The following is a 16,384-nucleotide window of genomic DNA, read 5'->3' on the forward strand; positions in this document are numbered from 1 at the left end:
CAGAGAAGGGGCACCCATGGAATCAGCCGATCGTGCGCGGCTCGACACGTATTTCGGCAAGCTCGCCGAAGCGTTCACACCGCATGAACGTCCGTCCTCGCTGCTGATCACTCATCTGCTGCCCGAGCGCCCTGCGTTCGTCGGGGCCGTGGGCAAGGTGTCGCACCTGCGGGCCGTTCTGCCCAAGCCGAAGTCCATCCACGCCAGCGCTCGCCGAGAGATCGAACGGACCGTGGCGTGCGACGAGCTGTCCCGCGACATGTTCAGCGACCCCGACACGGCCGTGACGTACCTGGAGACCAGGGCGGCCGGCGAGAGTGTCGTTCTACTCGACGTGGGCGGGTACTTCGCTCCCTCGCTCGACGCGCTGTGCGAACGGTTCTCGGGGACCATCCTCGGCGTGGTCGAGGACACCGAGAACGGACACAAGCGCTACGCCGAGCGGGACAAGCTGCCGTGCCCGGTCGTGTCCGTGGCTCGCTCGCCGCTCAAGGACCCGGAAGACTTCCTCGTCGGGCAGTCCGTCGTGTTCTCCGCTGAAGCGCTGTTACGGCAGCGTGGGGACATCCTGCACGGGCGCCCGGCCCTGGTCCTCGGGTTCGGCAAGCTCGGGTCCAGCATCGCCCGTCTGCTGCACGTCAAGGGCGTGCGGGTCATCGTCTACGACATCGACCCCGTACGGCGTGCACAGGCCATGTCACAGGGCTTCGAGGTGGCCCGGGACCGGGACCGGGCCATAGCCACAGCGGGGCTCGTTCTCTGCGCGACGGGGGCGCTGTCCTTGCACGGCGAGGACTTCCCGCAGCTCAAGAACGGGGCCTACGTAGCAACCGTGACCAGCTCTGAGGATGAGTTGGAGCTGAGCGGACTGCCCTCGGGCTATATCCGCGAGAGTGCTGGCGAGCACGTGAGCCGCTACAGCACGACCGGGCACTACTTCTATCTGCTGAATGGCGGCGAGGCCGTCAACTTCATCCACGGCGCGAGCGTTGGACCGTTCATCTTCCTCGTTCAGGCCGAGATCCTCGCGGGCGCGGCCATGCTGGCTCGCGGCGGGCTGGACGCAGGCATGTACGAGGTGCCCACAGCAGACCGGGAAGCCATTGCGGCTACCTGGCTCCACTACTACAACAGGTGATCGAATGCCCATCACGGCAGACCACATCCGTACCACCCTGGCCGAGTACACCGACGCGTATCCCGAGGACAAGGACGCGCTTGCCCCGCTGGTCGAGCTCCTGGATCAGGGGGCAGAGGTGACGAGCCGCAAGGAGTTTCGCGGCCACGTCACTGCGGGCGCTGTGCTCGTCAACGACCGGGGCGAGGCGCTCCTCATCCATCACAACGCGCTCGACAAGTGGCTGACCCCGGGCGGGCACCTTGAGACCGAGGACGTGAACCTGCTGGGCGCAGCGCTCCGCGAACTGGTCGAGGAGACGGGAGTGACCCTCAGCCTCGCCCCCGTCCAGTCCACGCCCGTGCACATCGACGTACACCCGATCCCCGCGAACGACAGCAAGGGCGAGGACGCCCACTGGCACGCGGATTTCCGGTACGTCTTCCGCGCGACTGGCAACCAGACCGTGACGCTCCAAGAAGAGGAAGTCAGCGGGTACGCGTGGCGCGGCGTCGACACCCTCGCTGACGAGACGCTGCGTGCTCGCGTGGCCGCCGCCCTTCGCTGAAGCGCGTCACCAACTCATGATCGCCCCCGTTCACGGCCCGTTCCGGCGGCCGGCGAACGGGGGCTCTTCTCATGCCTGCTCGACACAGCTAAAGTCATGCAAGGGTGAACCAACCACATACATCAAGAACATGGTCACCGGCGCGGCCCAGCTCGACGGGGCGATCCTCGTCGTCTCCGCCCTTGACGGGGTCATGCCGCAAACCGCCGAGCACGTGCTGCTCGCCCGGCAGGTGGGCGTCGACCACATCGTCGTCGCGCTGAACAAGGCCGACGCCGGGGACCCCGAGCTCACCGACCTGGTAGAGCTGGAGGTCCGCGAGCTGCTCACCGCGCACGGCTACGGCGGGGACGCAGCCCCCGTCGTACGGGTCTCCGGGCTCGGGGCGCTGGACGGTGACCCGCAGTGGACCTCGTCGATCGAGGCCCTGCTCGACGCCGTGGACACGTACGTGCCCATGCCCGTGCGGTACACCGACGCGCCCTTCCTGATGCCGGTGGAGAACGTCCTCACCATCACCGGTCGCGGCACCGTCGTCACCGGCGCCGTCGAGCGGGGCACCGTGGCCATGGGCGACCGCGTCGCACTGCTCGGCGGCGGGGGCGAGGGCGCGGCCGTGGAGTCCGTGGTCACCGGACTGGAGACCTTCGGGAAGCCGATGGAGTCCGCCGAGGCCGGGGACAACGTCGCGCTGCTGCTGCGCGGGGTGCCCCGCGACGCGGTGCGCCGCGGGGACGTGGTGGCCGCGCCCGGCAGCGTCGTACCGAGGCGCCGCTTCACGGCGCGGGTGTACCTGCTGTCCGCCCGCGAGGGCGGCCGCACCACGCCGGTGGCGACCGGCTACCGGCCCCAGTTCTACATCCGCACCGCCGACGTGGTGGGGAACGTGGACCTGGGCGAGGCGGGCCCGGCCCGGCCGGGAGACACGGTCATCATGACCGTCGAGCTCGGGCGGGACGTCCCCCTGGAGGGCGGGCTCGGCTTCGCGATCCGCGAGGGCGGGCGCACCGTCGGGGCCGGGACGGTGACCGAGGTCGGATAGCGGGCCGGTAGCGGCCGGGCGGTACCCGCTGTGGTGGCGGTGGTCGGCTTGCGCCAGACTGCCGTCACCACAGGCATGCGGGGAGGGAGCAGTTCGTGGAAGACGGCAGCATGGGCGACGGCGGCATGGGCGGCGGCGACGGCGGCGGCGGGGAGGGCAAGGGCACGGCTCTGGTGCTCGGCGGCGGCGGGCTGACCGGCGTCGGCTGGGAGGCCGGGATGCTCTACGGACTCGCCCGCGCGGGCGTCGACCTGACCGGCGCCGACCTCGTCGTCGGGACCTCGGCCGGCTCGGTCGTCGGCGCGCAGCTCACCTCCGGACTGCTCACCCCGCAGGAGCTGTACGAGCGCCAGCTCGGCGACCCCGGCGGGGAGCTCCCCGCGAAGCTGGGGGCTTCCCTGATCGGGCGGTACGCCGTCGCGATGGTGCGCTCCCGCGACGCGAAGTCCTACCGGCGCCGGATCGGCGCCTTCGCCCTCGCCGCCGACACGGAGCCGGAGGGCGTGCGCCGCAAGGTGCTGGAAGCCCGGCTGGTGTCGCACGACTGGCCCGAGCGGCGCCTCGTCGTCACGGCGGTGGACGCACTGACCGGCGAACTCGCCGCCTTCGAGCGCGGGAGCGAGGCCGGGCTGGTCGACGCCGTCTCGGCGAGCTGCGCCGTACCCGGGGTGTGGCCGCCCGTGACGGTCGCGGGACGGCGGTTCGTCGACGGCGGGATCCGCTCCGCGACCAACGCCGACCTCGCCTCCGGCTACGGGCGCGTGGTCATCCTCGCGCCGATGGCCACGGGCGCCGGGTTGATCCCCTCGCCCGCGGCGCAGGCCGCGCGACTGCGGGAGGCCGGGGCGAAGGTGCTGCTGATCACCCCGTCGTCGCAGGCCCGCAAGGTCTTCGGACGCAACGTACTGGACCCCGGGCGCCGCGATCCCGCCGCGCGGGCGGGGCTGGAGCAGGCCGCGGAGCACGTGGAGCAGGCGCGCGAGGTGTGGGCGGCTCCGGGGGCCTGACAATGGTGCGGTGAGTGACGAACAGATCCCGGTGATCCGGGACGTGGCCCAGGGCACCGCCAAACTGATGCCGGACATCGACCGGGAGCGGGCCTGGCTGCTCACCGTGGACGGGGCGCCGCAGTCGTACGTGGACCTCGACGACCCGGAGCACCTCGAGTTCGAGTACGTACGCCGCCTCGCGCACGTCCTGGACTGCGTGGGCGAGCCGGGGGCCGCGCTGGACCTGCTGCACCTGGGCGGCGGCGCACTGACCCTGCCGCGGTACGCGGCGGCGGGCCGGCCGGGGTCGCGGCAGGACGTCGTCGAGTTCGACGCCGGGCTCGTGGCGCTGGTCGGGGAGTTCCTGCCGGTGGCGGCCGGGAGCGGAATCACGGTGCACGTCGCCGACGCGCGGGCCTGGCTGGCCGCGGCGCCGGACGCGAGTGCGGACGTGGTGGTGGGGGACGTCTTCGGGGGATCCCGGGTGCCCGCTTCGCTCGCCTCGGTGGAGTACGCGCGGGAGGTGGCGCGGGTGCTGCGGCCCGGCGGGGTGTACGTGGCCAACCTCGCCGACGGGGCGCCGTTCGGTTTCCTGCGGGGGCAGCTCGCGAACTTCGGAGCGGCCTTCGGGGAGTTGGCGCTGATCGCGGAGCCGGGGGTGCTGCGGGGCCGGCGGTTCGGGAACGCGGTGCTGCTGGCCTCGGAGCGGGAGCTGCCGGTGGCGGAGCTCTCGCGGGTGTGCGCGGGTGACGTGTTTCCCGCGCGGGTGGAGACGGGGGCGGCTCTCGCGCGGCTGATGCGGGGGGCTCGGCCGGTGTCCGACGCCGACGCGGTGGCTTCGCCCGAGCCGCCGGAGGGGGCGTTCAGCCTCGGCTGACGGCGCGCGCCGGCCGCTGCGCGGGGCCGAAGAGTGGCCTCAAACGCCGGCGGGGCTGAAGAGTCGCCTCAAACGCCGGCGGGGCCGAAGAGTCGCCTCAAACGCCGGCGGGGCTGGAGGCGGCGGGGCTGGATTCGGCGGAGCCGGCGGCGGCCGGACTCGCCTTGGCCAGGTCGGGGCCGCCTGCGCCGGGGCCGATGGCGCCGGACGGTTTGCGGGTCATGTGGCGGACGTCCGGGACCAGGAGGACGGCGGCCGTCACCACGACCACCAGGGCCGCGCAGCCCCAGAGGGCGGAGGTGCGGCCGATCGCGGTTTCGACCGGCCCGGCCACCGCCGTGGCCAGCGGGAGCATCGAGAGCGAGCCGAACCAGTCGTAGGCGGAGACGCGGGAGAACATCTCCTCCGGGATCTCCTGGTGCATCGTCGTCATCCAGCTCACGCCGAACACCTCGATGGCCGCTCCGCTCACGAACATCACCACGCACAGCCCCCACACCGGCAGCGGCACCGCCAGTCCCGCGGAGGGGAGCGCCAGCGGGAACACGCACAGGGTGCCGGCCAGCAGCAGGCGGCGCGGTTTCCAGACCATCATCAGGACGGCCCCGCCGATGGTGCCGAGGCCGAAGAAGGCCAGGGCCACGCCCCACGGAGCCGCCCCGCCGAGTTGGTCCAGCGCGACCAGGGGCCCGTAGACCGCTTCGGCGGCGCCGACCACGGCCACGACGACGGAGAACTGGAGCACGATGCTCCACAGCCAGGGGCGGCTCCTGAACTCGACCCAGCCCTCGCGCAGATCGGTCAGCAGGCCGCCGCCGGGAGCGCGTTCGGCGATGTGGCCGACGTCGAGGAAGGCCCGTAGGGCTCCGGCGGCGGCGAAGGCGGCCGCGTCCACGGCGAGCACCCAGCCGGGGCCCATGAAGGCGACCATGGCTCCGCCGAGGGCGGCTCCGCCCACACCGGCGCCGTTCATCGCCATCCGGAAGAGGGCGAAGGCGCGGTTGGCCTGCGGGCCGGAGACGCTGGCCATGAGCATGCCCTCGGCCGCCGGGTTGAAGAAGGCCGTACCGGTGCCGCACAACGCCGTGAGCAGCATCATCTGCCACAGCTCCGGATCGCCGGTCAGGACGAGGAAGGCGAAGACGGCCTGCGAGATGCCGTTGAGGGCGTTGGCCGCGACCATGACGTGGTGGCGGGGGATCCGATCGGCGATCGCTCCGCCGATGAGCAGGAAGAGGACGAGCGGCAGCGTACGCGCGGCGGCCACCAGGCCGACGTCGCCGGCGGAGCCGCCTGCCTGGACGACCGCGAAGGCGGTCGCGATGAGCGCTCCGTGGCTCCCGAGGTTCGTGATGACCGCGGCACCCGTCAGCAGGGTGTAGTTGCGGCCGGCCCACTCCGGCCTGCGGCGGGAGCTGCGGCGGGTGGAAGCCGGACGGGCGGGACCGGGGGAGGAGGCGGGGGAAGAACTCACCTCCGGACTATCCCCGTCCCGGGCCGGGAATCCAAACGGATTTCCGGCCCGGGAGGGAGAGCGGGGTGGATCAGCTCGCCTGGAGGCGGACGCTGCTCAGGATCTTCTCGTAGGTCTCCTTGCTCACTTCGCCCTGGACGCCGGCGGCGCCGTAGAGGACCCAGGTGGAGAGGTCACCGTTGGTGGTCAAGAAGCTGAAGGCGATGGACTTGCCGTCCGTGGAGCACTTGTTCTCCTTGGGCAGGCCGCTGACGGTCGCGGTCGCCATGTGGCCCTTGAGCCCGGAGGAGGTCGTGTACTCCTTGGCCTCGACCACCTTGGTGGTGCCCTTCGGCGCCTTCTGCGCGTACGCGGCGAAGGCCCAGTTGCCGGCCTCGTTGTACGCGGCCTCGGCGGTGCCCTTCGCGCCCATGCCGCCCTTGGTTCCGGTGCTCGCCAGCTCGGTCGAATCCTCCTTGCCGTCCTTGTCGGCGTCGACCTTGCACCAGTCCTCCTTGAGGATGGCGGGCGCCCCCATCATGACCAGGGGCGAGCCGTCGTTCTTGGCGTGGTCCTCGAAGCCGATGGACAGGCCCGAGGACTTGACCTCCCAGTCCGGCGGGACGTCGAAGGCGGTGCCGTACTTCGGGTTGAGGACGACCTTCCAGCCGGGGATCACGGGCTTGGCCTCGGCGCCGCCGCGCGGGTTGGCGCTCGGGCTCGCCGGGGCGGGCGCGGCCGAGGAGGCTGGGGCGGAGGGGGAGGCGGTCGGCTTGTCGTCCGCCTGGTTGGAGGTGTCGTCGTCCCGGGTCAGGACGAACGCTCCGGTGGCGGCGGCCGTCACGAGGACGGCCGAGGCCGCCACGATGGCCACGGTCTTGGTCGAGAACGGGCTCCCGCCGCGCGGGGGCGGGGGCGGCGGCGTGCCGCCCCACTGGGGTACGGGAACGGTCGGGGGCTGCTGGCCCCATCCCTGGGGAGCGGGGGGCTGCTGCGGGTACCCGTAGCCGGGCTGCTGCTGCTCCCCGTACGCCGCGGTCGGCGGCTGCTGCTGGTACGGGTTCGGCGTTCCCGGCTGCTGCTGGTACGGGTTCTGATGCGCGTCCTGGGGGTTGGGTTCTCCCCCGGGCGGCTGCTGCTGTCCTGGCCACATGGCCGGTAACGATAGTGGGAGTGCGGGCGGGGAGCCACGGCCACCCCCGGTCGGGTATGGCCAAGGGTGACTACTCGCGGGTAACATCGCTCTCCATGAGCGCTGAACAGATGAACGTGGGCGAACTGCTCGCCGCGACCGTGCCGATGGCCAAGACCTTGAACCTCCAGTTCCTGGAGACCACCCCCGAGCGTGCCGTCGTCCGGCTTCCGGACCAGCCGGACTTCCACAACCACCTCGGCGGCCCGCACGCCGGCGCCATGTTCACCCTCGCCGAGTCCGCGAGCGGCGCGATCGTCCTGGCCGCCTTCGGCGACCAGCTCTCCCGCGCCGTGCCCCTCGCGGTGAGCGCGGAGATCGGCTACAAGAAGCTCGCCAAGGGCGTCGTGACGGCCACCGCCACCCTCGGCCGCCCGGCCGCCGACGTCGTCGCCGAACTCGACGCGGGCGGCCGCCCGGAGTTCCCCGTCACCATCGCCATCCAGCGCGAGGACGAGGCCGTGACGGGCGAGATGACCGTGGTCTGGACGCTGCGCCCCAACGCGTAGTCGGCACACGTGGAGGAGCGCCAAGGAAGGCGTCCACGGCGCTGGACCCGCGATCACCCGCGCCGTTCCGGCCGTGGGCTTATCGCTCGAAGGCGATGAGCGGGTCCTCGTGCCCGAGCCGGTCGGCCACGTCGACCGGCGACCCGCCCGACGCGATCCACCTCGTTGCGCAGAGGTGCCGCAGCATCCGCACGCCGTTCTCCGGCGACGCCGCGTACTCGGTGTCGCCGGGGCCTGGCGCGTCCGACGCGGTGGATCAGAGGCTGATGAAGCCGTGGAAGAGGCGGGCGTTCGTGCTGAAGACGGGGGTGTCGGCTCCGAACCACTTGGTGTGGATGTCGCCTTCGGTGACGATGTCGCCCTCGAGGACGCGGTGCCTGATGTTGGTCAGGGGGTGGCGCACGATCTCGTGGCCGGTGCGCTTGATGATCAGGCGGACCTGGCCGTAGGCGCAGAACAGGACGTACTCGCAGGGGGCGAGCTTCTCGGCGGCGATCCGCCAGATTCCGCGGTTGGTGTCGTAGACGTCCTGGAGGGACATGCCCTCCTTCCACCCGTTGGCCTCACGGTTCAAGGGGTCGATTCGCTTGTCCCAGTCCAGCTCTTTGCGGGCGCTGAGCTTGAGGACGAGGGCCTGGTGGTCGCTCATGTGGTGCTCCTTCGGCGGGTGCTGTGGCTGCCGGTGGTGGAAGTGTCCAAGTCGGCGACGGACTCGCCGAATGCGCCCCAGGTGCAAGATCCAGGACCCCCAAGGACCGTGGTCTGGACGCTGCGCCCCAAGGACCAGGGGAAATGACGTTCTGCTCAGACGCTGAGCACATCAGGGCTTGGGGCATTCCTGGACCATGACGATGTCGTACATGGCTCCGGGGTTGGCGGTGATACCGCTCTCCTTGTACGACTTCCCGAGGGTCTCGATGAGCTTTTCCCGGCTGAACATGAGGTAGCCGTCGCACACCGTCTTGTGTCCTGCCGCGTCCATTCCCGCCCACCCCAGGCGTGCCATCGCTTCGTCGGTGGAGCTGTAGGTGTGGCTCGGTGTGGGGGTGATCGGGCGCACCGGCGTCGGCGTCGGGGTGACCGTCGGCGTCGGGGTGACCGTGGGTGTCGGCGTCGGCGTCGGGCTGGGTGTCGAGGTCTCCTGTGCGGCGGCCGTGCTGTTCTCGGTGCCTCCGGTCAGGGACACGGTGGCCAGTACGGTCCCCATGATGACCAGAGCCGCCGCGGCGCAGCCGGTGACGACCTTGGCCGAGGTGGGCCACTTGTTGGACGGTGCGGCGGGGGCCGGCCACGCCGGGGCGGCGGGCAATCCGGGCTGCGGGTACCCGTAGGTGGGCTGTGGCGGTATCTGGTCCGGGCTCGGCGGCGTGGACATGACGCTCTCCTTCGGGGGATTGTCGCGCGGCAACTGCACGAGAAAACCCGACCCGTCATTGCGGGGGCGGGCTCCCTCGGTCGGCGGATCAGAAGGAGTTGCGGCTGACCTTGATGAGCTTGCATTCGAGCTTGTCGCCGGCCTTGAGCTTGTCGGCGACGTCGTACGCTCCGCTGCCCGCCTTGTCGTCGGTGTACTTCTGGCCCTTGTCGAGGTTCTGCGCGAAGGACGTGATGTCGGCCTTCTTCTCGCCGTTCACGAGCACCTCGCCCTCCGCCACGTAGGAGTACCGGCGCTCGCCGGAGTTGGTGAACTCCAGCTCGACCTCGACCTCCTTGGTGCCGTAGTTCGTCGGGGCGACCTTGCAGGACTTGACGGCGACGTCCTTGGTGATGTCGGGCTCGGCGTCGACCGGGCCGCCGCCGGACGGCTTCGCCCCCTCGGGCTGGACGATGGAGCTGTCGGAGGACTTGTCGATCTCCTTGGACACGTCGTCGGCGGCCTTGCCGACGATGGCCGTGCAGCCGCCGACGAGGACGAGACCCAGGACGGTGGGAATGCCGCAACCGAGGGCGATCTTCTTGCCGGTCGACATCCCCTGCTTCGGGGCGGGGTACTGCGGGGGCTGCTGAGGGTAGGGCTGCTGCGGGTACTCAGACATGCGGGGTCCTTGCGAAAAGGATGGTTTCCCCAGGTCATGCGGTGCGGCGCAATGCGGCAGGGGCGGCATCATGGTGGCATACCCGCATCAAAGTTGCACGCGTCTGAGACAAGCGAGCGATCAAATTTGTGGTGAGAGGTGAGGCGTGAGGATCAAGAACAGTGGGAGCGGGGTCACGGTGGAGGACTTCCCGGGCTTCGAGGGCCACAGCTTCATCATCGGCTTCCCCACGGGCGGCTCGAAGCCGAACGGGTTCTACGTCAAGGCGCCGAACGACCAGCCGGTGACCGCGACATGGCTGCGCCGGCTCCCCCTGGACCGGCTGCTCCGGGTTGCCGCCGAAGCCCGGACCGCCGAGATCGCCGGCGAGGTTCAGCCCGCGCCGGCCGCCGAGGGTCGCCCGTACGGGGGCGCCGACGAGCACATCGCCAAGGTCGCCGAGGTCTACCGGTGGGCGACCGAGCGCAACATCCCACCGCGGCGTGCCATCGCCACCCGGTGGGCGAAGTCGGAAGCGACCGCCGGCCGGTGGATCGCGGAGGCCCGGAAGAAGGGCGTGCTCCCGCCGGCCGGACGGTGAACTTGCCAGCGGCCGCTTGCGGTTCTGCGCGGGTGGCCCCGGACGCTGCGCCCCAAGACCTGAGCCCGCTAGAGTCCCTCCTCCGACGACGGATGGAGGGGGTCCCGTGCCGGGCCGAGCCAAGATCAGCATCAGCCTCGACGCCGAGCTCGTGGTGGAGGTGATGGTCCTCGCCGGGATCGGTTCGCCCCAGGACGCGGTCGAGGCCGTCGTACGGGACTACATCGAGCGCGGCCACCGCACCGAGGCACGGGTCCAGCTCCAGGACGAGCCCCGCCGCGAGGTCGACCTCGGGTCGCAGCCGCCGCAGGGCTGAGCTTCGGTGTTTGTCGAGCTCGGGCGGCCGCTGCCACAGGGCTGAACATCGGGCGGCCGCCGCCGCAGGGCTGAACATCGGCGTCGCGGTGGCGCGCCTGAAGCGGGCCCGCGCGGCGATCGGCGCACAGTGGGCGGCGGGAGCGGTCCGGCGCGGGCCGCTCCCGCCACCTGACGCCGATGCCCACGCCGCAGGGAGCGCCCATGAGCGAGGCCGTGTCCAGACGCCGTGCGATGCGCCTCCTCGGGGCGATGGGCGCCGCCCTCGGCGCGGCCTCCTGCGTACCGGCGCCGCCGCCCGGCGCGCAGCCCCGTAGGGCCTCCGCCTCCGGGGCGTCCCCCGCCGCCGCTCCCGCGGCCGGCAGCGCCGCCCGGATCGACGCCCTGCTGGACCGGCTCACCCTGGAGGAGAAGACCGTCCTGCTGCACGGCGGCCCGGACCCGGAACCGCTCGGCCAGGCCGGCTACGTGCCGGGCATCGCGCGCCTGGGCATCCCGGCGCTCCGCCTCGCCGACGGTCCGGCAGGGGTGCGCGTCGCCAAGCCCGCCACCGCGCTGCCCGCGCCGGTCCTGCTCGCCTCCGCCTTCGACCCGGCGCTCGCCCGCGCGTACGGGCGGGTCATCGGCCGCGAGGGCCGGGCGCTCGGCATCGACGTGCTCCTCTCGCCGATGGCCAACCTCATCCGCACCCCGTACGCCGGACGGAACTTCGAGACGTTCTCGGAGGATCCGAAGCTGACGGCCGACCTGGTCGCCGAAGTCGTCCGGGGCATCCAGGACGAGGGGCTCATCGCCACCGTCAAGCACTTCGCGCTCAACAACCAGGAGAAGGGTCGCGACACCGTCGACGTGATCGCCACCGAACAGACCCTCCACGAGACGGAGCTACGGGGCTTCGAAGCCGCCGTGGCCGCCGGGGCCGGTGCCGTGATGGGCGCCTACAACAAGGTCAACGGGGTCTACGCCTGCGAGAACAAGCCGCTCCTCGACGAACTGCTCCGCGGGCGCTGGGGGTTCGACGGCTGGGTGATGTCGGACTGGGACGCCACCCACAGCACCGTCGCCTCGATCGGCGCCGGCCTCGACATGGAGATGCCCGCGGGCACCCACTACGGCGCCCCGCTGCGCGAGGCGGTGCGCGGCGGCTCCGTCCACGAGGACACCGTGGACCTCGCCGTACGCCGGATCCTGACCACCATGGACCGCTTCGGACTGCTCGCCGGGCACCCCGCCGCCCGGCCCGCCCGGGACGCCGCCGCCGGGGCCCGCACCGCACGGCAGATCGCCACCGCCGGAGCGGTCCTGCTGCGCAACGAGCGGGCCACCCTGCCGCTGACGGGCCCCGCCGCCCGCTCCATCGCCGTGATCGGCCCCACCGGGCGGACCCCCTTCGTCGGCGGCGGCGGAAGCGCCCACGTGGTGCCGGACGCGGCCGCCGCACCCCTCGACGAGATCCGGCGGCGGGCCGGGAGCGGCTCCACGGTGGGCTACGCGCTCGGCGAGGACCTCTACGGGCGCCCGCTGCCGGCGAAACTGCTGACGCCCGACGCCGGCCTCGACGACCGGGCGGTGGCACCCGGGCGCACCTGGGGCTACGAGGGGACCTTCCGGCTGGCCGCCGACGACGAGTGGACCCTGCTCGTCCACTACACCGGGAAACGGCCGGCCGTCCGGCTCGACGGGGAGGAGCTCTTCCCCGTACGGCAGGGCGTGGCCGAGCAGTTCGCCGGCGGACTGCTCGGTGCAGCGCCCGACGGCCGCACCGTGCGCCGCCGCACCCTGGCGCTCAAGGCGGGCGAACACCGCCTCGCCGTCTTCGCCGAGGGCGGACCCGAGGGGCAGCGGCTGCGGCTGCGGCACACGACGAAGGCGACCCGGGCCGCCGACCTCGCCGAGGCCGTCAAGGCGGCCAAGGCGGCCCGTAGCGTGGTGCTGTTCGCCTACGAGGACGCCACCGAGGGCAGCGACCGCACCTCCCTGGGGCTCCCCGGCGGCCAGGCGGCGCTGATCGAGGCCGTCGCCGCCGCCAACCCGCGCACCACGGTCGTGCTCAACACCTCGTCCGGTACCACCATGCCGTGGCTCCCGCGTACCGGAGCGGTCCTCCAGATGTACTACCCGGGGCAGGAGGGCGCGGCCGCCACCGCCGACGTGCTCTTCGGCGACGCGGACCCGGGCGGCCGCCTCACCCAGACCTTCCCGGCCGACGAGCGGGCGACCCCGGTCGGCGCGGACCCGGTGCGCTACCCGGGGGTGGGCGGGCGGCAGGAGTACACCGAGGGGGTGCACGTGGGTCACCGCTGGTACGACCAGCAGCGGGTGGCTCCGCTGTTCGCCTTCGGGCACGGGCTCTCGTACACGACGTGGGCGTACGAGAAGCTGGCGGTCCGGCGGGGCGGCGCGCACGGGAAGCACGGCGGGCTGCGCGTGGAGTTCACCGTCCGCAACACCGGACGCCGGACGGGCACGGAGGTGGCCCAGGTCTACGTGGGCCCGTCCCCGGACCTGAAGCTGGACCAGCCGGTCCGGGCGCTGGCCGGGTACCGGCGCCTCACCCTCGAACCCGGCGAGGAGCGGCGGATCGTCATGGACCTCGACGCGCGCACCCTGTCCTCCTGGGATCCCGGGCGGGACGCGTGGGTGGTGGGGACGGGACGCCGCGCAGTGTTCGCGGGGCGTTCCTCGCGCGAACTGCCGCTGCGGGCAAAGGCTGTGGTGGCGACCGGATAGGCTGCCCGTTCGGTCCGCCACAGGGGGCGGGCCGGGCGGAACAACTCGGGAGGACGTACCGGTGCACATCCAGGAATGGCTGGAGACGATTCCGGCGGTCAGCATCTACCTCCTGGTGGGGCTCGTCATCGGACTGGAAAGCCTCGGCATCCCGCTGCCGGGGGAGATCGTCCTGGTCAGCTCGGCACTGCTGGCCTCGCAGCAGGGGCACATCGACCCCGTGGTGCTGGGCATCTGCGCGACCACCGGGGCGATCGTGGGCGACTCGATCGGTTACGCGATCGGGCGCAGGGGCGGGAAGCCGATGCTGGAGCGGCTGGGCCGGCGCTTCCCCAAGCACTTCGGGCCGGACCAGGTGGCCATGGCGGAGCGCTCCTTCGACAAGTGGGGCATGTGGGCCGTCTTCTTCGGGCGGTTCGTGGCACTGCTGCGGATCTTCGCGGGGCCGCTGGCGGGCGTGCTGCACATGCCGTACTGGCGGTTCCTGATCGCGAACGTCCTCGGCGGGATCCTGTGGGCGGGCGGTACGACGGCCGTCATCTACTCGATCGGGATCGTCGCCGAGCCCTGGCTGAAGGGGTTCTCGTGGGTGGCCCTCGCCCTGGCCCTCGTCTGCGGGCTCGCCATGACCGTGGTGGTGCGCGGACGGATGAAGAAGGCGGCCGCGGCGGCGCGGGTCGAGGCCGGTGCCGACGCGGCTGCGACTGCGGCCCCGGACACGGCTGAGGTGCCGGGGCAGGCTTCGGCCGCTCCGACCGTGCTCACCGACTGAGAGCCTCGCCCCTCCTCCGCCGGGCCCGAGGGCGGGCGCGGCATCGCCGGCGGAGGGGGCGAGCGCGGGGCGCCGGCGAGCACGGGGTGGCAGCGCCCGCTACGCGCCCGGGGCCACCGAGGCGCTGTGCTGCTTGGCCAGCTCGGTGTACATGAGGGCGTTGACCTTGATGCCCTCGCGCTCCTCCGCGGTCAGCTCGCGCCGCACCTTCGCCGGTACGCCGGCGACCAGCGAGCCGGGCGGGACGATCATGCCCTGCGGGACCAGCGCCTGGGCGGCCACCAGCGAGCCGGCGCCGATCACCGCGCCGTTGAGGACCGTCGCACCCATCCCGATCAGGCAGTCGTCCTCGACCGTGCAGCCGTGCACGACGGCGTTGTGCCCGATGGAGACGCGCTCGCCGATGGAGACCGGGAAACCGGGGTCCACGTGCACGGTGCAGTTGTCCTGCACGTTGCTGTCGGCACCGAGCGTGATCGGCCCGCAGTCCGCGCGGAGCACGGCCGAGTACCAGATGCTCGAGCCCGCGCCGAGGCGCGCGTCCCCGACCACGACGGAGGTGGGAGCGGTGAACGCCGTCGGGTCGATCTCGGGGTTCTTCCCGCCGACACCCGCCACGAGTGCCTGGGCCGCCTGCTGCGTCATGTGTTCTCTTCCTCTTCCGGTACGTCGCGTCGCGCTACCGGAACCGTAGGCCACGCCGCCCGCACCCCCGGGGATGGGGTGAAGATCACGGCGCGGCCCGGGCTCCCGGCGCGCTACGGTGACCCGGTGGCGAAGAACCAGAACACGTTCTCTTCTCAGACGGCGCTCTCTTCCCTGACGGCGCTGCGCCGCCGGCTCGCCGGGCGCGCGGTCCACGCGGGCTGGCGCTGGATGCAGCAGGCCGGCGCGGTCACCGCCGAGACCCCCGGAGGGCTGCGCTTCGGCGCGATCGGGCACGGCACCCGGCTCGCCTTCCCGCAGGGCACGGTCTTCGGCGCGCCCTGGATCCGGCTCGGCGACCACTGCATCATCGGGGAACAGGTCACGCTCACCGCCGGGATGATGCCGGACCTCGACCTCGGCGCCGAGCCGATGCTGGTCCTCGGCAACGGCGTGGTCATCGGCCGTGACAGCCACGTCATCGCCGACACCCGGATCACGATCGGCAACGACACCTTCTGCGGTCCCGGGGTGTACATCACCTCCACCAACCACAGCTACGACGACCCGCACGAGCCCGTCGGCAAGCAGTGGCCGCGCAGCGCCCCGGTGGAGATCGGCCCGGGCTGCTGGCTGGGGACCGGCGCGGTGATCCTGCCGGGGGCGCGGCTGGGCCGCAACGTCGTGGTGGCGGCAGGCGCCGTCGTACGGGGCGAGGTGCCGGACCACGCCGTGGTGGCGGGGGCGCCGGCGCGCATCGTCCGCCGCTGGGACCCCGAGACGGGCTGGCAGCCACCGCTGCGCACCCCGGCGCCGGTCCCGATCCCCGACGGGGTGACACCGGACCAGCTGCGCGCACTGGCGGACATGGCCGAGCCGGAGTGAACGCCGCGCCTGCTGTCCGGTCGCCGGTCGCCGGTCGGCAGGCGCCGGCGGGTCAGGGGCAGGTCTCTTCGAGCTTGACCGTGTTGAACACGATCTTCGTGCCGGTGGCGGCCTGTGTGCCGGCGGAAGGCGCCTGTGAGCAGACCTTCCAGTTCCGGTCGAGCACCTGCATGCGGTTCCGGCCGAGGGCGTCGGTGGAGCCGAGGAGGAAGAACCCTGCGGCCTGCGCGTCGTCCTGAGCGGTCTGCAGGACCTGACCGACGCCGTTGGGTACGGCGGCCCGGGCGGGTGCCGGTGCCGGGGCTGCCGGCGGAGTGGAGGCCGGCGCGGCGGACTTGCTGCCCACGGGTGCGGGTGCGGGTGCGGGTGGGGCTGCGGTGGTGGCTGCGCTGGTGGGCGCCGTGCTGGGTGCGGCGGACGGCGAGGAGACGGGCTTGGCGTCGGGCTTGGGCTCGCTGGTGAGTACCTCCGAACAGCCGGTGAGGGCGAGGAGGCCTGCGGCGGCGAGTGCGAGTGCGACGGCGGGGCGGTGTGTGCGCATCGCGCCACTCTGTCCGGGTCGCGGCGGCTGTGTGGTGCCTGTGACCGGTCTGTGACGCACCAAAGCCCCGCGCGGTGGCGGGGCTTGGTCCGGGCATGCCGGACGGGAGGGCGGGACGGGCGCGGGGCGGCGG

General features: G+C 72.4%; 17 protein-coding genes and 1 pseudogene. 11 read left to right on the forward strand and 7 right to left on the reverse strand.

Annotation, left to right across the window (positions count from 1 at the left end; genetic code table 11):
- The first annotated feature begins 16 nt into the window (after window positions 1–16).
- The 5 genes and pseudogenes from ACFVX6_RS17955 to ACFVX6_RS17975 all read left to right on the forward strand — a co-directional run bounded on the left by ACFVX6_RS17955 (window position 17) and on the right by ACFVX6_RS17975 (window position 4,593).
- Complete coding sequence (locus ACFVX6_RS17955; protein WP_389692491.1) at window positions 17–1,138, forward strand: adenosylhomocysteinase; 1,122 nt, start codon at window positions 17–19, stop codon at window positions 1,136–1,138.
- Window positions 1,139–1,142: 4 nt separating this feature from the next.
- Entirely contained in the window at window positions 1,143–1,685 is a 543-nt protein-coding gene (locus tag ACFVX6_RS17960) for an NUDIX hydrolase (RefSeq protein ID WP_389692493.1), read from the forward strand.
- A gap of 118 nt (window positions 1,686–1,803) precedes the next feature.
- Window positions 1,804–2,727 (forward strand): annotated as a pseudogene (locus ACFVX6_RS17965) (GTP-binding protein); the annotation flags it as partial.
- A 125-nt stretch (window positions 2,728–2,852) separates the two neighbouring features.
- Window positions 2,853–3,734: a patatin-like phospholipase family protein gene (locus ACFVX6_RS17970; protein ID WP_389692598.1), complete on the forward strand. Its 882-nt coding sequence runs from the start codon at window positions 2,853–2,855 to the stop codon at window positions 3,732–3,734.
- Between the two features lie 67 nt (window positions 3,735–3,801).
- Window positions 3,802–4,593: a spermidine synthase gene (locus ACFVX6_RS17975; protein ID WP_389692600.1), complete on the forward strand. Its 792-nt coding sequence runs from the start codon at window positions 3,802–3,804 to the stop codon at window positions 4,591–4,593.
- A 97-nt stretch (window positions 4,594–4,690) separates the two neighbouring features.
- On the opposite strand, the gene ACFVX6_RS17980 is transcribed toward ACFVX6_RS17975, so the two are convergent.
- Window positions 4,691–5,968: an MFS transporter gene (locus ACFVX6_RS17980; RefSeq protein ID WP_389692602.1), complete on the reverse strand. Its 1,278-nt coding sequence runs from the start codon at window positions 5,966–5,968 to the stop codon at window positions 4,691–4,693.
- A gap of 169 nt (window positions 5,969–6,137) precedes the next feature.
- Window positions 6,138–7,199, reverse strand: a complete 1,062-nt coding sequence (locus tag ACFVX6_RS17985) for a hypothetical protein (protein ID WP_389692495.1) — start codon at window positions 7,197–7,199, stop codon at window positions 6,138–6,140.
- A gap of 95 nt (window positions 7,200–7,294) precedes the next feature.
- On the opposite strand from ACFVX6_RS17985, the gene ACFVX6_RS17990 reads away from it, so the two are divergent.
- Window positions 7,295–7,747 (forward strand): DUF4442 domain-containing protein, encoded by a 453-nt coding sequence (locus ACFVX6_RS17990; protein WP_250740213.1) that lies wholly within the window; start codon window positions 7,295–7,297, stop codon window positions 7,745–7,747.
- 256 nt (window positions 7,748–8,003) lie between these two features.
- Here ACFVX6_RS17990 and ACFVX6_RS17995 read toward each other — a convergent pair whose 3' ends face one another.
- From ACFVX6_RS17995 to ACFVX6_RS18005, 3 genes are all read right to left on the reverse strand, one after another.
- Window positions 8,004–8,396, reverse strand: a complete 393-nt coding sequence (locus tag ACFVX6_RS17995) for a hypothetical protein (RefSeq protein ID WP_389692497.1) — start codon at window positions 8,394–8,396, stop codon at window positions 8,004–8,006.
- A 171-nt stretch (window positions 8,397–8,567) separates the two neighbouring features.
- The gene (locus tag ACFVX6_RS18000) at window positions 8,568–9,122 is read right to left on the reverse strand and encodes a hypothetical protein (protein ID WP_389692499.1); all 555 of its coding nucleotides are present in this window, start codon (window positions 9,120–9,122) and stop codon (window positions 8,568–8,570) included.
- An 88-nt stretch (window positions 9,123–9,210) separates the two neighbouring features.
- The gene (locus tag ACFVX6_RS18005) at window positions 9,211–9,783 is read right to left on the reverse strand and encodes a hypothetical protein (protein ID WP_389692501.1); all 573 of its coding nucleotides are present in this window, start codon (window positions 9,781–9,783) and stop codon (window positions 9,211–9,213) included.
- A 145-nt stretch (window positions 9,784–9,928) separates the two neighbouring features.
- On the opposite strand from ACFVX6_RS18005, the gene ACFVX6_RS18010 reads away from it, so the two are divergent.
- From ACFVX6_RS18010 to ACFVX6_RS18025, 4 genes are all read left to right on the forward strand, one after another.
- Window positions 9,929–10,363, forward strand: coding sequence for a hypothetical protein (locus ACFVX6_RS18010; protein WP_389692503.1), 435 nt, complete (start codon window positions 9,929–9,931; stop codon window positions 10,361–10,363).
- Between the two features lie 163 nt (window positions 10,364–10,526).
- Window positions 10,527–10,679 carry a DUF2191 domain-containing protein gene (locus ACFVX6_RS18015; protein ID WP_389692604.1) on the forward strand — a complete coding sequence of 51 codons (153 nt, stop codon included), beginning with the start codon at window positions 10,527–10,529 and terminating at the stop codon, window positions 10,677–10,679.
- Between the two features lie 203 nt (window positions 10,680–10,882).
- The gene (locus ACFVX6_RS18020) at window positions 10,883–13,408 is read left to right on the forward strand and encodes a beta-glucosidase (RefSeq protein ID WP_389692505.1); all 2,526 of its coding nucleotides are present in this window, start codon (window positions 10,883–10,885) and stop codon (window positions 13,406–13,408) included.
- A 61-nt stretch (window positions 13,409–13,469) separates the two neighbouring features.
- Complete coding sequence (locus tag ACFVX6_RS18025) at window positions 13,470–14,180, forward strand: DedA family protein (RefSeq protein ID WP_389692507.1); 711 nt, start codon at window positions 13,470–13,472, stop codon at window positions 14,178–14,180.
- 99 nt (window positions 14,181–14,279) lie between these two features.
- On the opposite strand, the gene ACFVX6_RS18030 is transcribed toward ACFVX6_RS18025, so the two are convergent.
- Entirely contained in the window at window positions 14,280–14,825 is a 546-nt protein-coding gene (locus ACFVX6_RS18030; RefSeq protein WP_389692509.1) for a gamma carbonic anhydrase family protein, read from the reverse strand.
- Window positions 14,826–14,951: 126 nt separating this feature from the next.
- Between ACFVX6_RS18030 and ACFVX6_RS18035 the strand changes: the two genes are divergently transcribed.
- Window positions 14,952–15,710: an acyltransferase gene (locus ACFVX6_RS18035; protein WP_389692511.1), complete on the forward strand. Its 759-nt coding sequence runs from the start codon at window positions 14,952–14,954 to the stop codon at window positions 15,708–15,710.
- Between the two features lie 52 nt (window positions 15,711–15,762).
- On the opposite strand, the gene ACFVX6_RS18040 is transcribed toward ACFVX6_RS18035, so the two are convergent.
- A complete protein-coding gene (locus tag ACFVX6_RS18040; RefSeq protein ID WP_389692513.1) occupies window positions 15,763–16,251 on the reverse strand; it encodes a hypothetical protein in 489 nt (162 codons plus the stop codon).
- Window positions 16,252–16,384: the final 133 nt, after the last annotated feature.

The organism is Streptomyces sp. NPDC058289 (assembly GCF_042880975.1).
Classification (GTDB): domain Bacteria; phylum Actinomycetota; class Actinomycetes; order Streptomycetales; family Streptomycetaceae; genus Streptomyces; species Streptomyces stoeckheimensis.